This is a genomic window from Microbacterium sp. 13-71-7, assembly GCF_002257455.1.
Taxonomy (GTDB): Bacteria; Actinomycetota; Actinomycetes; order Actinomycetales; family Microbacteriaceae; genus Microbacterium.
The window spans coordinates 1-12,552 of record NZ_NCKN01000118.1 but is presented as its reverse complement, the minus strand read 5'-3'; the positions used below and the strand labels follow the sequence as shown (position 1 = coordinate 12,552).

The 12,552-nt window shown below is 68.4% G+C and carries 13 protein-coding genes and 1 pseudogene; 4 read left to right on the top strand and 10 right to left on the bottom strand.

Annotation, left to right across the window (positions count from 1 at the left end):
* From B7X32_RS12295 to B7X32_RS12260, 8 genes and pseudogenes are all read right to left on the bottom strand, one after another.
* Positions 1 to 285, bottom strand: a pseudogene (locus tag B7X32_RS12295) (spermidine/putrescine ABC transporter substrate-binding protein); the annotation flags it as partial.
* Between the two features lie 89 nt (positions 286 to 374).
* Positions 375 to 776: a hypothetical protein gene (locus tag B7X32_RS12290; protein WP_292719920.1), complete on the bottom strand. Its 402-nt coding sequence runs from the start codon at positions 774 to 776 to the stop codon at positions 375 to 377.
* Between the two features lie 132 nt (positions 777 to 908).
* Positions 909 to 2,033 (bottom strand): ABC transporter, encoded by a 1,125-nt coding sequence (locus B7X32_RS12285; protein ID WP_292719918.1) that lies wholly within the window; start codon positions 2,031 to 2,033, stop codon positions 909 to 911.
* Between the two features lie 122 nt (positions 2,034 to 2,155).
* On the bottom strand, positions 2,156 to 2,296 hold the full coding sequence (locus B7X32_RS12280) for a hypothetical protein (RefSeq protein ID WP_292719916.1): 141 nt from the start codon (positions 2,294 to 2,296) through the stop codon (positions 2,156 to 2,158).
* A gap of 98 nt (positions 2,297 to 2,394) precedes the next feature.
* Positions 2,395 to 4,287: a glycoside hydrolase family 13 protein gene (locus tag B7X32_RS12275; protein ID WP_292719914.1), complete on the bottom strand. Its 1,893-nt coding sequence runs from the start codon at positions 4,285 to 4,287 to the stop codon at positions 2,395 to 2,397.
* A 97-nt stretch (positions 4,288 to 4,384) separates the two neighbouring features.
* A complete protein-coding gene (locus B7X32_RS12270) occupies positions 4,385 to 5,317 on the bottom strand; it encodes a sugar ABC transporter permease (RefSeq protein ID WP_292719912.1) in 933 nt (310 codons plus the stop codon).
* Position 5,318: 1 nt separating this feature from the next.
* On the bottom strand, positions 5,319 to 6,935 hold the full coding sequence (locus B7X32_RS12265) for an ABC transporter permease subunit (RefSeq protein WP_292719910.1): 1,617 nt from the start codon (positions 6,933 to 6,935) through the stop codon (positions 5,319 to 5,321).
* Between the two features lie 82 nt (positions 6,936 to 7,017).
* Complete coding sequence (locus B7X32_RS12260) at positions 7,018 to 8,256, bottom strand: maltose ABC transporter substrate-binding protein (RefSeq protein WP_292719908.1); 1,239 nt, start codon at positions 8,254 to 8,256, stop codon at positions 7,018 to 7,020.
* Positions 8,257 to 8,580: 324 nt separating this feature from the next.
* Between B7X32_RS12260 and B7X32_RS12255 the strand changes: the two genes are divergently transcribed.
* On the top strand, positions 8,581 to 9,600 hold the full coding sequence (locus tag B7X32_RS12255; protein WP_292719905.1) for a LacI family DNA-binding transcriptional regulator: 1,020 nt from the start codon (positions 8,581 to 8,583) through the stop codon (positions 9,598 to 9,600).
* Between the two features lie 25 nt (positions 9,601 to 9,625).
* Entirely contained in the window at positions 9,626 to 10,114 is a 489-nt protein-coding gene (locus B7X32_RS12250; protein WP_292719903.1) for a YajQ family cyclic di-GMP-binding protein, read from the top strand.
* A gap of 58 nt (positions 10,115 to 10,172) precedes the next feature.
* Here B7X32_RS12250 and B7X32_RS12245 read toward each other — a convergent pair whose 3' ends face one another.
* The gene (locus B7X32_RS12245) at positions 10,173 to 10,907 is read right to left on the bottom strand and encodes an NYN domain-containing protein (RefSeq protein WP_292719901.1); all 735 of its coding nucleotides are present in this window, start codon (positions 10,905 to 10,907) and stop codon (positions 10,173 to 10,175) included.
* 94 nt (positions 10,908 to 11,001) lie between these two features.
* A complete protein-coding gene (locus B7X32_RS12240) occupies positions 11,002 to 11,184 on the bottom strand; it encodes a hypothetical protein (RefSeq protein ID WP_292719899.1) in 183 nt (60 codons plus the stop codon).
* A 534-nt stretch (positions 11,185 to 11,718) separates the two neighbouring features.
* Between B7X32_RS12240 and B7X32_RS12235 the strand changes: the two genes are divergently transcribed.
* Together B7X32_RS12235 and B7X32_RS21070 are read left to right on the top strand one after the other, a co-directional pair.
* Positions 11,719 to 12,345: a hypothetical protein gene (locus tag B7X32_RS12235; protein WP_292719897.1), complete on the top strand. Its 627-nt coding sequence runs from the start codon at positions 11,719 to 11,721 to the stop codon at positions 12,343 to 12,345.
* On the top strand, positions 12,338 to 12,552 hold a 215-nt coding region (locus B7X32_RS21070), incomplete at its 3' end, for a helix-turn-helix transcriptional regulator (protein WP_366246988.1). The genes B7X32_RS12235 and B7X32_RS21070, both read left to right, overlap by 8 nt.

Here is a 12,552-nt window from a genome sequence, read left to right as displayed (position 1 = left end):
GTTGCGCGCGGCCTGCTGGTCGAGCTCCCCCTGCAGCATCGGCAGGTTCCGCGCGGTGTACTCGGCGACGGCGTGATCGACGATCGTCTTGATCCGCGTGGAGAGTCCGTGCTGCACCCCGTGCGGCACGTTCGCGCCGATGCCCGCGGCCGAGAGCACGGGGGAACCGAGGCAGCGGCGGCACGGCGCGACCCTTCCGCGATGCGTCGACGGCTCCCAGCGCGGCACCCAGCGCAGCCAGGCCTCGACGGCCTGGTCCACCTGCGTCTCCAGCGAGCGCTCCACGCCTCCAGCGTACGGCGCGGACACGCCCGGGCGCTCGCGGCACGCGAGATCCGGTGCGGCGCGGCGGCGCCGAGCGGGACGCGCGCGGATCACGGCTGCTCGTCGTCGCCCTTCTCCCACGGCCAGCGGGGAGGTCTCGCCTCCGTGCGCCGCAGCGCGATCGCCACCCACGCCGCGATCAGAGCCGCCACCACGATCACGGCGCTCGCTCCGCCCAGCACGAGCTGGCCCGCGGCCGCCGTGGCGCGGACCGCCCCCGTGCCCTCCGCCACCGCGGTGCCCCAGACGCCGCCCAGGTGGACGAGCGCGGCGCCGAGCGCGAGGAACACGGTCGCCACGAACGATGGATGGGGGTCCGCAAGGACTCCCCGCAGCGCCAGGGCGAACACCACGACGGCGAGCACCATTCCGATGATGCCCGGCAGCTGGCCGAGCCGCGGCACCGAGATGAGGTCGCGTTCGGCGAAGAGGCTCAGCGCGCCGAGGCCCATGATGGCCAGCGCGAAGAACGAGATGACCCCTATCGCCCACGCGAGGACAGGCCGAACCCCCGCGGGCCGTGGCTCGCGGGGGTTCGGCGGGGTCTCGTTCGTGATGCTCTCCTGCGGGGCAGGCCGGCGCCGCTAGGGCAGCTGGGGTCCGGCTTCGAGGACGCGCTCGTACTCGCGCTGCGCCTCCTCGTTCTGAGCGGTGCGGCGGGCGCCGGCGCGGGCGGCCCATGCGCCGAACCAGATGGTGAGCTCGCGGCCGAAGATGAAGGCGGCGATCGCGAGCGGGGCGAGCAGCTGCGCGTTCACGTTCTCGGCCAGCTGGGTCGCGCCGAGCTTCCAGAACTCGACGGATCCGATCGCGCCGAGCAGATGCCCGCCATAGGCGAAGCCGCCGACGATGATGCCGAAGACCACCCAGTAGCCCCAGCGACCGCGGTTGATGATGCCGCCGAGCAGCCAGAAGCCGATCGCGAACACGACGACGGGGATCCACAGACCGGCGCTGCGGAGCTCGTCGAGCAGGTAGGTGCCGATCGTGTCGGTGGTGACCTTGCCGTCGAACGCGGCGATGCCGACGGCGGTGCCGAGGTAGAGGATCGCGAAGGCGACGGCCGCCAGCAGGCCGATGCCGAAGATCGCGCCGCGGTTGCCGCGCTCGCGCGGGGGCTCGGGCGCCTGCACGAAGATCGGCGGCGGCGCATCGGTCGCACCCGGGTTCACGACGGCCGGGGCGAGCACCTGCGTGGGCGCCTCGGCTGCGGTGTCGACGCGGGTGGTCGCGTGCTCGAACGTGGAGGTCTCCGTGGCGACCGCCGCGGCGACCACGGTGGGCGTCTCGGCCGGCGACGGCGGCGTGAAGGTGCCCCCGAACGTGCCGGGATACGCGGCCTCGGCAGCGTGGAAGGCGGCGAGATCCGGGTCGACGGCGGCGTGCTGGTCCGCGGCGGGGGCCTCGCCCCGCGCGGTCGCCCCGTCGGCGGCGCGCTCGGCCTGTGCGAGGCTCTCCTGCGCGCTCTGCGCGACGGCGGCATGGTCGGGCTGCGCGGCCTCTGCCGCGTCGGCGCCGGCGTCATGCGGTGCGGCGGTGCCGTGCGGTGCGGCGGGGGCGGCCTGCGCCTCGGCGGCGTCGGCCGGAGCCGGCTGCGCCTCGGCGGGCACGGCAGGGGTGTCGACGCCCTGGGCGTCCGTCTCGGGCGCGGCCACGGCGTCGTCGACGTCGTGCGCCTGCGCCGGCTTCGAAACCTCGTGGTCACTCATGTGAGCTCCTCCATACGGATACGGTGATTCGAGGCTATCTCCGAGGCGGGGCGCCGTCGCGGAGACGTGCCGGAAAACTGCGGATGCCTGATTCCGATCCGCACCGGGGCGGATCCGCGTCGCTACCGGAGCAGGCCGGCGAAGTAGCTCACCATCACGGGGGCCATGGGCGCGGCGAGGTAGACGAGCCCCGCGATGACCCCCGCGCAGACGACGCCCGCGAGCCACGCGATCCCGGTGTTGCGCCCCCCGATCCGTGCCATACCTCGAGGGTACGAGCGCGGAGCGCGCGCGCCAGGACGGCGCGCGGCGGAGACGTCCCCCGCGCGTGCGGCGAGCGCCGGGGGACCCGCCGGAGCCGTCAGCCGGCGTCGGGAGCGGCCACGCCCGGTAGCGCCCACGCGGCGAACACCGGCCCCTCCGCGGCGAGCGCGACGGCGCCGCCCTCCGCCACCGCGAACGTCGCGTCCCCGAACAGTGCCTCGGCATCCGCGGCCGCGGTCAGCGCCCCCGGCGGGAGCTCGATGTCGACATCTCCGCGCGCGGCGAGCACGAGCACGGTCTCGGCCTCGGACTCGCGCGCGAACACGAGGCACTCGTCGTCGACGTGGAGCCAGCGCAGCCCGCCCGTGCCGAGCACGGGGTGCGCCCTGCGCAGCCGGACGAGGTCGCGGTAGAGCGCGATCCGCTCCGCGGTCTCCGCCTCCCCCTCGGTGCCCCACGGGATCGGCGTGCGACTGGCCTCGCCGTCCACGCCGGTCAGCCCGAACTCGTCGCCGGCGAACACCACGGGCAGCCCCGGCAGGGTCATCGAGAGCCCCACGGCGACCGGCACCGTGCCGGGCGCCGCGTTCGTGGCGAACCGCGCGGTGTCGTGCGTGTCCAGCGGCTGCATGTTGCCGAGCCGCACCCGCCAGGGGATCCCTCCGGTGAACCGGGTCATCGAATCGACGACGTCCCGCGCGGTGTAGCGCGGGATCCCGCCGGTCTGCATGCCGAAGAACCAGCTCTCGGTGCGCTCCTCCCCCTCCGCGGTGAGGTAGGGCTCCCCGTTCGGCTCGCTGAGCCAGGCCCACACCGGGCGGGTGAACGAGGGATACGTCATGGCGCCGTCCCAGCCGTCGCCCTGGAGGTCGCTCGTGGCGTCGTTCGTCGACTCGCCGAGCAGGATCGCGTCGGGGTTGATCCCCCGCACGGTGTCGCGCAGCAGCCGGCGCACCTCGGCGTTCAGGTCGATCGCCCCGAGGCGCCCTGTCATGTTCGCGACGTCCACGCGCCAGCCGTCGGCGCCGTACGGCGGCTTGAGCCATCGCGCCACGGCCGAGTCCTCGCCCGTGATGAAGCGCTCGCGCAGCTCCTCGCTGGCCCAGTCGAACTTCGGCAGGCTCCGCGCGCCCAGCCAGCACTCGTACTCGGTGTTGTCGTCGTTCGTGAAGTAGTAGAAGTCCTCTTCGGGGGCGCCGGGGTTCCCGAACGCCGCGCGGAACCACTCGTGACGGTCGCCCGAATGGTTGCTGGTCAGGTCGCCGATCACCTTGATCCCGCGGGCGTGCGCCTCCTCGATGAGGTGCGCGTACGCCTCGTCGCCGCCCAGCAGCGGGTCGACGCGGAGGAAGCTCGAGGCGTCGTACCGGTGGTTGGACGCGGCGGGGAACACCGGCGTCAGGTAGAGCAGGTTGACGCCGAGTTCCACGAGGTGGTCGAGGTGCTCGACGACGCCGGGGAGGTCGCCCCCGTAGAACTGATGCGCGCGACCGGGCATGACCGGATCCACCGGGGTGTCCCAGTCCGCGGGGATCGCCCAGTCCGGTGTCGGGTGCTCGTCGGCCTGGGCGGAGCGGGCGAACCGGTCGGGGAACACCTGGTACATCACCGACTCGTGCAGCCACGCGGGAGGCGCGGGCTCGGCGACGAGCGCGAAGTCCTCGGCGTCGAGCGTCTCCAGCCCGTGGATGCCGGTCTGGTTCAGCCACTCGATCCGGCCGTCCCGGTGCTGCAGCAGGAAGCGGTACCCGTGCCGCGGATTGCGGACGGTGACCGGCGCCTCCCACCAGTCCCATCCGTCCGCGGAGCCGATCCGCTCGGCGTCGGTCCATTCGGGCTCGTGGTCGGGGTTGGAGCGGGTGCGGACGGCGACGAGCGGACCGTAGCCCTCTGGCACGCGCAGTCGCACCCGGACGACGTCGCCGAGGGCGGGGGCGTCGTCCGAGACGTGCAGCGCGGATCCGTCGTGGTGCGGGAGGAGAGCGGTCATGTCAGGCCTTTCCGAGTGCGGCGGCAGCCCGCCGGGAGTCGACGTGGTTGCACGACCGGTGCCGTGACAGAGCCCTTGAGTTGTGGATCGAGGATCGCTACTTCACGCTACCGGCGGTGAGCCCGCCGACGATGTACTTCTGCAGCGAGAGGAACAGGATCATCGGCAGGATGGCCGCCAGCACGGCCCCGGCGGCGAACACCGCGTAGTTCTTCGCATCGGTCGAGACGTACTGGTAGAGACCGACGGCGAGAGTCTGCTTCTCCGGGGAGATGAGCACGGTGGACGCGATCAGGAAGTCGCCCGTGATGCCGATGAACGCGAGCAGTCCGACCACCGCGAGGATGGGGGCGACCAGGCGCAGGGTGATCGTGAAGAAGATCCGCGCGTGACCCGCGCCGTCGATCTTCGCCGCCTCGTCGATCGATGAGGGGATCGTGTTGAAGAAGCCGTACATCAGGAAGGTGTTGGCCCCCAGCGCTCCCCCGAGGTACACGAGGATCAGGCCGATCTGCGAGTTCAGGCCCAGCGCCGGGAAGATGTCGCCGATCGCGGACATGAGCAGGAAGATCGCCACGATCGCCAGCAGCTGCGGGAACATCTGCACGAGCAGCAGGGTCATGAGCCCCGTGCGGCGTCCGCGGAATCGCATGCGCGAGAAGGCATATGCGGCGAGCGCGCACAGGAACACGCTGGACACCGAGGCGAGCACGCCGATGAAGATCGTGTTCAGGAACCAGGCGCCGTAAGGGCGGGACGGATCCTGGAACAGTTGCACGTAGTTGTCCAGGCTGATCTTCGAGAACAGTCCGTTCGTGCTGAGCAGCGTGCCGCCGGGGTTCAGCGAGGCGGACAGCACGTAGACCAGCGGGAAGCCGGCGAAGACGAGCATGACGATGCCGATGATGTGCCGCCAGCCGGTCTCCCGGAACCAGCGGCCGAAAGGACGGCGGGCACGGGGTGCCGGAGCGGCGAGCAGCGTCGCGGTCGCCGTCGCGGTCGGTGTGGAGGTCGATGCGATGTCGGTCATGTCAGTTCAGATCCTCCAGCACCTTGGTCTGCCGGAATCCGATCAGGGAGATCGCGGCGACGAGCACGAAGATGATGATCGAGAAGGCGCTGGCGAGACCGTAGTCCCGCTCCGAGCCGACGAAGGCGACCTTGTAGACCATCGAGATGAGCAGGTCGGTGGATCCCACGTTGATGCTCGCATCGGTGAACTGCGGCCCGCCGTTGGTGAGCAGGAAGATGAGCCCGAAGTTGTTGAAGTTGAAGGCGAACGACGCGATCAGCAGCGGGGCCACCGCCACGAGCAGCAACGGGAACTTGATGAGCCGGAACGTCTGCCACACGCTCGCCCCGTCCACCCGTGCGGCCTCGACGACGTCGTCGGGCAGCGACTGCAGCGCACCGGTCGTCACGAGGAACATGTACGGGAAGCCGAGCCACAGGTTCGCGATGAGGATCGCCCCCTTGGCGAGCCATGGATCCGTGAGCCACGGGATGGACGCGCCGCCGAGCACCACCTGATTGATGAAGCCGAAGTCCTTGTTGAACAGGCCGGCCCAGACCAGTGCGGACAGGAACGCCGGGAACGCGTACGGCAGGATCATGATCAGCCGGTAGTACTTGCGGCTGCGCATCTTCGGATCGTTGAACACGATCGCGAGGAAGAGGCCGAGGATGAACGTCGTGGCGACCGAGAGGATCGCGAACGCGAACGTCCACAGCAGCACGGCGAAGAACGGCCCGCGGATCGACTGATCCGAGAAGGCGCGGACGAAGTTGTCCATCCCGACCCAGACCTGCCAGCCGGGCAGCAGCGCCTTGCCGTCCTTCGCGGTGAACGCGCCATGGCCGGTGTCGCTGTAGACGACCCCGGTCTTGGTGTCGGTCATCGTGTCGGCCTTCGGATCCCATTTCAGCGTCGAGGTGAACAGGTACGCCTTGGATCCGTCGGTGGTCTTGAGATAGCCCTGGTTCAGGTCGTGCGAGAGGGGCACGGCGAGGGCGGCGATGTCGTTCTGGTGGGCGATCACGCTCGGGAAGTCGAGGGTCGTGAAGCCGGGTGCCCCGTCGGCCGTGATGCCGGGCTCGGTCGAGAGCGGGCGATCGGCGCCGCCGATGAGCGGCGCCGTGCTGCCGGGCTCGGCGGTGAGGAAGAAGAACTTCCCGTCCTTCTCGAGGACCTTCACCGAGAACGTCGGGGAATCGGCGACACGCGTCTGCGACTGCAGCAGCAGCGCCTGGACCGCGTCGTCCTTGGTCGAGTTGTGGCCGGATCCGTAGTTCGTGAACGCGACGTATCCGGAGTAGAGCACCACGAAGATCTGGAAGATCAGCAGGAACACGAGGCCCGGCGTGAGGTACTTCGCGGGCAGCAGCCCGGGGATGAGGTAGACCGCGTTGATCGCGAGGACGCCCGCGGCGACCAGCACGGCCGGGGTCCACTGCGCGCTCGCGGCGAGCGCGAACACGGCGTACAGCGCGAGGGCGTCGATCACCGCGAGCGCGACGATCTTGACCAGCCACACCTTCCAGCCGGCCGATGCCGCCTCGGCGTAGGCCGCGGCGCGTCGCCGGCGGCGACTCCTGGCCCTGTCCTCGGCGGACACGGCCGTCTTCTCCTGCACGGCAGGACCCGTCATCTCGACCCCTTCACAACGTCGTCAGCGGGCGGTGGTGCGGGGAGGCGCGATCGCGCCTCCCCGCACCGGGTTCGGGACCGGGTCAGCCGATCTTCGTCTGGATCGCCTGGGCCATGGTGGTCCAGGTGCTCGCCGGGTCCGCGCCCTTGATGATCGCGACCTCGGACTTGCCCCAGTCGTCCCACACGGAGCCCATCTCGGGCACCGAGGGCATCGGCACGGCGTTCGCGCCGACCTTGGCGAAACCGGCCACGGCCGGGTCGGACTGCGCGGCCTGGAACGACTCGGTCAGTGCCGGCGGACGGCCGCCCGCCTTGTAGAGCGCGGTCTGCACGGCGGGGGTGGCGAGGTAGTTCACCAGGAACTCGTTCGCGGCGAGGGTGTTCTTCGACTTCGCGTTCACGAAGAACGCCTGCACGCCGGCGAACGGACGGGCCTCCTGGCCGCCGGCGCTCGGGATCGGGTCGACGGAGACCTTGATGCCGGCCTTCTCGGCGTCGGGCAGGTTCCACGGGCCGCTGATGAAGTACGGGGCCTCGCCCGCGTTGAACGCGGCCTTGGCGAGGTCGCCGGTCAGTCCGGGGTTGAAGATGCCGGCCGCGCCCTGCGCGCCCAGCCAGGTGGCGAACTTCTGGCCCGACTCGTCGCCGATGGTGAGCTTCTTGGCGTCGTAGCTGCCGTCGGTGTTCTGCGCGAAGACCTGGCCGCCGAAGGAGGTCTCGAAGGGGTAGGTGTGGTACGCGTCGCCCGTGGCGGCGTCGAGCCCGATCAGGAACGGGTACTTGGTCCCCGCGGCCTTGCCCTTCGCGATCATCTCGTCGTAGGTGGCCGGGGTGGCGTCGGCGAGGGCGGTGTTGCGCAGGATCGCGATGTTCTCGATCGCGTAGGGCAGACCGTAGACCTTGCTGTCGTAGGTGACGGCCGACATCGCGACCTTCTCGAACTTGGCGGCGGAGTCGCCCAGCTCGATCGGCGCGACCAGGCCGTCCTTGACGAAGGATCCGATCCAGTCGTGCGCACCGATGGTGATGTCGGGGCCCTTGCCGGTGGGGACCTGCGCGGTGAAGTCGTCGCGGATCTTCCCGAAGTCCTTGACCACCAGGTTGATGGTGATGCCCTTGTCCTTCTTGAAGTCGGCGGCGACCTGCTTCATCGCGGCCGCGCGGTTGGAGTCAACCCAGACCGTGAGCGAGCTCGTGGTCTTGTCGCCGCCCGCAGACGATCCGCCGCTGCTTCCGCTGCCGCCGCAGCCGGTCAGCGCCAGTGCGCCGGCCACGAGGAGTGCGCCGAACGCGACGACGCTCTTCCTGTTCACCTTCATCGGTGTACCTCTCTCGGTGCTTAGTGGGAGCGCGATCGGCTCCGATCGTGCGCCGTATCGGCGCGCGCCCCGCCTGCCAGAACGCAAGCGTTTACAGTATGCGGATCCGAACCGCATCGCGCAACCCTCGCCTGTGCCAGTCCACCTCGTCGCGACTTTTTGATTTCCTTGTCTCCATTGACGTTCGAGGTGATCCGACTCGGGTTTGCCATTACGGAAGCGTTTACAACTATGATCCGAACGAACGTCACGGATCTCTCCTGCGGGCCATGCCCGCCGGGTCGGACCGGTACCCTTCCTTGACCCGACTTCCCAGGAGGCCTCGTGGCTGACATCGCCGATGTGGCGCGTCTCGCCGGTGTGTCCACCGCGACGGTCTCGCGCGCCCTCAACGGGAAGACCGCCTCGGCCGCCACGCGGGAGAAGGTCCTGGCCGCGGCCGCGGAGCTCGGCTACGTCATCTCGTCGAACGCCTCGGGGCTCGCCTCCGGACGCACCCGGCACATCGGCTTCATGGTGCCGTTCATCGACCGCTGGTTCTTCACGGATCTGCTCACGGGCATCGAGTCCGTGCTGCTCAGCCAGGGGTACGACGTGACCCTGTACGACCTGCAGGGCAACGAATCGCAGCGCGATCAGGTGTTCGGCAGCTCGCTGCGCCGCGCGAGCATCGACGGCCTGATCGCCGCGAGCATCGAGCTGACGCCCGACGAGATCCGCGCACTGCGGGCGCTCGGCAAGCCCGTGGTCAGCATCGGCGGATACATCGAGGGCGCGACCGCCGTCGACGTCGACAATGCGCGGATGGCGACCCTCGCCACCGAGCACCTCCTCTCGCTCGGGCATACGCGGATCGCGTACGTCGGGGCGGGGCGGACGATCGCGAGCGCGTTCCAGCTCGGCGACGCGCGGTACGACGGCTGGCTGTCCGCGATGCGGGCGGCGGGGCTCGAGGTCGAGGAGACCGGGTTCTGGGAGGCGGACTTCGACATCCCCTCCGGATACGCGGCCGCGAAGGCGCTGCTCGCGCACGACCGGCCGACCGCGATCTTCGCCGCGAGCGACGAGATCGGCATCGGCTGCATGCTCGCGGCGCGCGACCTCGGCCTGCGCGTCCCGGACGACCTGTCCGTGGTCGGCATCGACGACCACAAGCTCTCGGCGTTCTTCGGCCTGACCACGCTCGCGCAGGATCCCGCCGGCCAGGGGCGTCTCGCCGCGCACCTGCTGCTCGCCCAACTGGACAACCCAGGGGCCGCCCCCGAGCACCGCACGCTGACCCCGCGGTTCGTGGTGCGCTCCTCGACGGCGCGCCCCGGCGGCGCCGTACACGAAACCGCCTGACGCCGACGCTCGTTACACTGCCTGTATGGCTGACAGCTCATTCGACATCGTGTCCAAGGTGGATCGCCAGGAGGCCGACAACGCCCTCAACCAGGCCCGCAAGGAGATCGAGCAGCGTTACGACTTCAAGGGGGTCGGCGCCTCGATCGCGTGGAGCGGCGACAAGATCGTGATCCTGGCGAACTCGGACGAGCGCGTGCGGGCCGTGCTGGACGTGTTCCAGACCAAGCTCATCAAGCGCGGCATCTCCCTGAAGAGCCTCGAGTCCGGCGAGCCCACCGCGAGCGGCAAGGAGTTCCGTCTGGAGTCGACCCTCAAGGAGGGCATCAGCTCCGAGAACGCGAAGAAGATCGGCAAGATCATCCGCGACGAGGGTCCGAAGTCGGTGAAGTCGCAGATCCAGGGCGACGAGCTGCGCGTGCAGTCCAAGAGCCGCGACGACCTGCAGGCCGTGATCGCGCTGCTGAAGGGATCCGACCTGGATCTCGATCTGCAGTTCATCAACTTCCGCTAGACGGTGCCGCTGACCTGGTATTTTCTCGTTCAGGTCCGCGAGGCTTCCGCAGAACTGTTCAGATCGTCTGTTTCCGTTGACTCCACCGCGCGACGTCCAGAGGAGTGGGACAGTGATGAGTCGGCATCGAGGTTGCCACGTCAACCCCATCGGGATGCCACTTGTCGGGGCACCGGAAGATGGCTCCATTCGCGAGCTCGACCTCGAGCGGGAGTAGCGCTTCTCTCACGCGCGTGACCGTCGTCTTGCGGGAGCTCGGCATCAGACGACGGATCGCAACTGACCCTCTATGCGGCGGAAAATGAGCGAAGATGTTCGCGTCGGGATTGGCTCCCCACGCCATCTTGACCGCCGGAATGATGTCCGTGTCCGCCGTCATGAGCATGTAGGAGTCAGCTCGACCAGCCGCTACGTCCGCCACCAGGTGCACAGCGATGTTGACGTCGGTTTGCTTCTCTTCGTAGCTCACCCAGGATGCGCCGCAGGCTTTGCAGTGTCGAGGCTTCTCTTGGAACTGCCCCTTGATCACGGTCAGACGACCTGGGTAGAGCCCCCTGAGCGCGTCCAAGTATCGGTCCTGCCGAGCCTGCGCTTCCGGTTCGTTCAGGACGATCGCCGTGAAGTACTTGACCTGAACGATCGACGACCGAGGGCGAAGAAGCTTTGCGAGCTTCACCACGTCTAGCCAGAGCAGCCTGTTACGTGCGGCGTCATGCAGCCCGTTGTAAAGATTGAATCCGTCGATGTAGACGATCAATCTTTCGATCTTTTTTTCACTGTTGACCACTCGCATGTCCCTAGTTTGGTATTGTCTTAGTTACACCCCAGCACCGGTTGATTGTCACGACCGTTGCCCGACGCCCTCCCTCGTGGAGGGCGTCTTTGTGTCAGCAACCTCTCGCATGAAGCCCGCCGTCGCGGCCCTGGTCTTGTTCCTGGTTCTCGAAGATGTAGCCGGCATGCCGCTCGCCCGGAACGGCCGGGAAGTAGGTCCGCTCGAGGACGCGGAGTGCGTGGAGGTCTGAAGGCATGCCGAATCGAACAGAGAACGTCGCGGCGTCGGTCATCATAGAAGCACCGTAGCTTCTTCTCCATGTCGACATGAGGCATCCAACGCCTCTCGAAGTCCCGCAAGCAGTACTTCGGATGTCGACGTGGGACTCCGCAGCCGCAACGGCCTTTCAAGCATCTGAGGTATCGGCCGTGGCATCAGCAGGGTTCTCGTATTCGGGAGTGATGAGGGGGTACACCCCCTCCCTCCCGGATGAAGGCCACCCCGGAGGACAGGGCCGATCTCTCCCCGGCCGTGTCCCACTGAGCAGGGGGTGCAAGTTCATGGCCCCATCGAATGCTCAGTTGCACGCTGTGGACCCGGCGCAACCCGCGAAGTCTCGCGGCCGACGAGTCTACTCGGAGGCGTTCAAGGCGGACGCGGTCGCGGAGGCACGTGCTGCTCAATCGGTTGCGCAGGTGTCTCGGGAGCTGGGCCTCACGCGGAACGTCTGGATGGGGGACATCCTCCCGCTTCCAGGCCACTTCGCGTTTCCGCTCTGATGCCACCACCCAACTAGGCATGTGCTGAAACGCGTGATAATATAACACGCGTGAGCACATCCCTAGAGATCACCCACCTGCTGGAGTCGGTGCAGCCCGCCAGCGACGCCGTGTTCGATGCTCTTGACGTCGCGGCACCAGCCCTGGACACGGCCTTCGGCGGCGAAGGGCCTCTCGCGTCGATCGAGAGGTACAGCAGCACGAGGACGCATGTCGCTCGCGCGCTTGTGCACCATGAGCTCGAGATGCTCGAGGACGGTTCGATGGGAGGGTGGCGCCTCGTTAAGAACTCCGGACCCAACTGCCCCGTTCGACTCGCCAACGGTCCGCATTCCATCCGAGTGCTCCACACCTGGGCTCCCGAGATCGTACCTCCGAGCGGCCGCAACCCCACTCGCGTGAGCTACTACAGCAACTCTCTCCTCGAGACCGATCCAAACGTGCTCTTCGCTGCGCACAACTTCCTCCTGCTCTGGGAACGACAAGGGGAGGAGTTCAAGCTGCGCCTCGTACACACGCTCGGATCTGTTCGACTCAACCGCAACGCGCCGCTCGACCTCAACGTCTATCTCGAACGCGGCGTTTCCTTCGCTGACATGAAGTTCGAGCAGCGCGACGAAGAACTCGAGTACTTCGGCCAGGAGGCAGAGGAGGAGGACGAGGTCGAAAATGGCTGAAAGCTCTCGCATCCGCGACGGACGGGTGCTCATGAACGTCACCCAGGCTGACCTCGCCTCGGCAGCCAATCTGCAGCAGCCCCTGATCTCCATGCTCGAACGCGGTGACCGCCCCGCCTCGGCCGAGCAGATCGAGTCGATCGCGAAGGCGCTCGGTCTGCCGTCCACGTTCTTTGATTTTCGCCCTCAAGCAGGGCCCGGCGCAGC

Excerpts from the sequence above, each read along its gene's own strand:
- B7X32_RS12290 (WP_292719920.1), bottom strand. The coding sequence starts at position 776 with ATGGGCCTCGGCGCGCTGAGCCTCTTCGCCGAACGCGACCTCATCTCG.
- B7X32_RS12285 (WP_292719918.1), bottom strand. The coding sequence starts at position 2,033 with ATGAGTGACCACGAGGTTTCGAAGCCGGCGCAGGCGCACGACGTCGAC.
- B7X32_RS12280 (WP_292719916.1), bottom strand. The coding sequence starts at position 2,296 with ATGGCACGGATCGGGGGGCGCAACACCGGGATCGCGTGGCTCGCGGGC.
- B7X32_RS12275 (WP_292719914.1), bottom strand. The coding sequence starts at position 4,287 with ATGACCGCTCTCCTCCCGCACCACGACGGATCCGCGCTGCACGTCTCG.
- B7X32_RS12270 (WP_292719912.1), bottom strand. The coding sequence starts at position 5,317 with ATGACCGACATCGCATCGACCTCCACACCGACCGCGACGGCGACCGCG.
- B7X32_RS12265 (WP_292719910.1), bottom strand. The coding sequence starts at position 6,935 with ATGACGGGTCCTGCCGTGCAGGAGAAGACGGCCGTGTCCGCCGAGGAC.
- B7X32_RS12260 (WP_292719908.1), bottom strand. The coding sequence starts at position 8,256 with ATGAAGGTGAACAGGAAGAGCGTCGTCGCGTTCGGCGCACTCCTCGTG.
- B7X32_RS12250 (WP_292719903.1), top strand. The coding sequence starts at position 9,626 with ATGGCTGACAGCTCATTCGACATCGTGTCCAAGGTGGATCGCCAGGAG.
- B7X32_RS12245 (WP_292719901.1), bottom strand. The coding sequence starts at position 10,907 with ATGCGAGTGGTCAACAGTGAAAAAAAGATCGAAAGATTGATCGTCTAC.
- B7X32_RS12240 (WP_292719899.1), bottom strand. The coding sequence starts at position 11,184 with ATGATGACCGACGCCGCGACGTTCTCTGTTCGATTCGGCATGCCTTCA.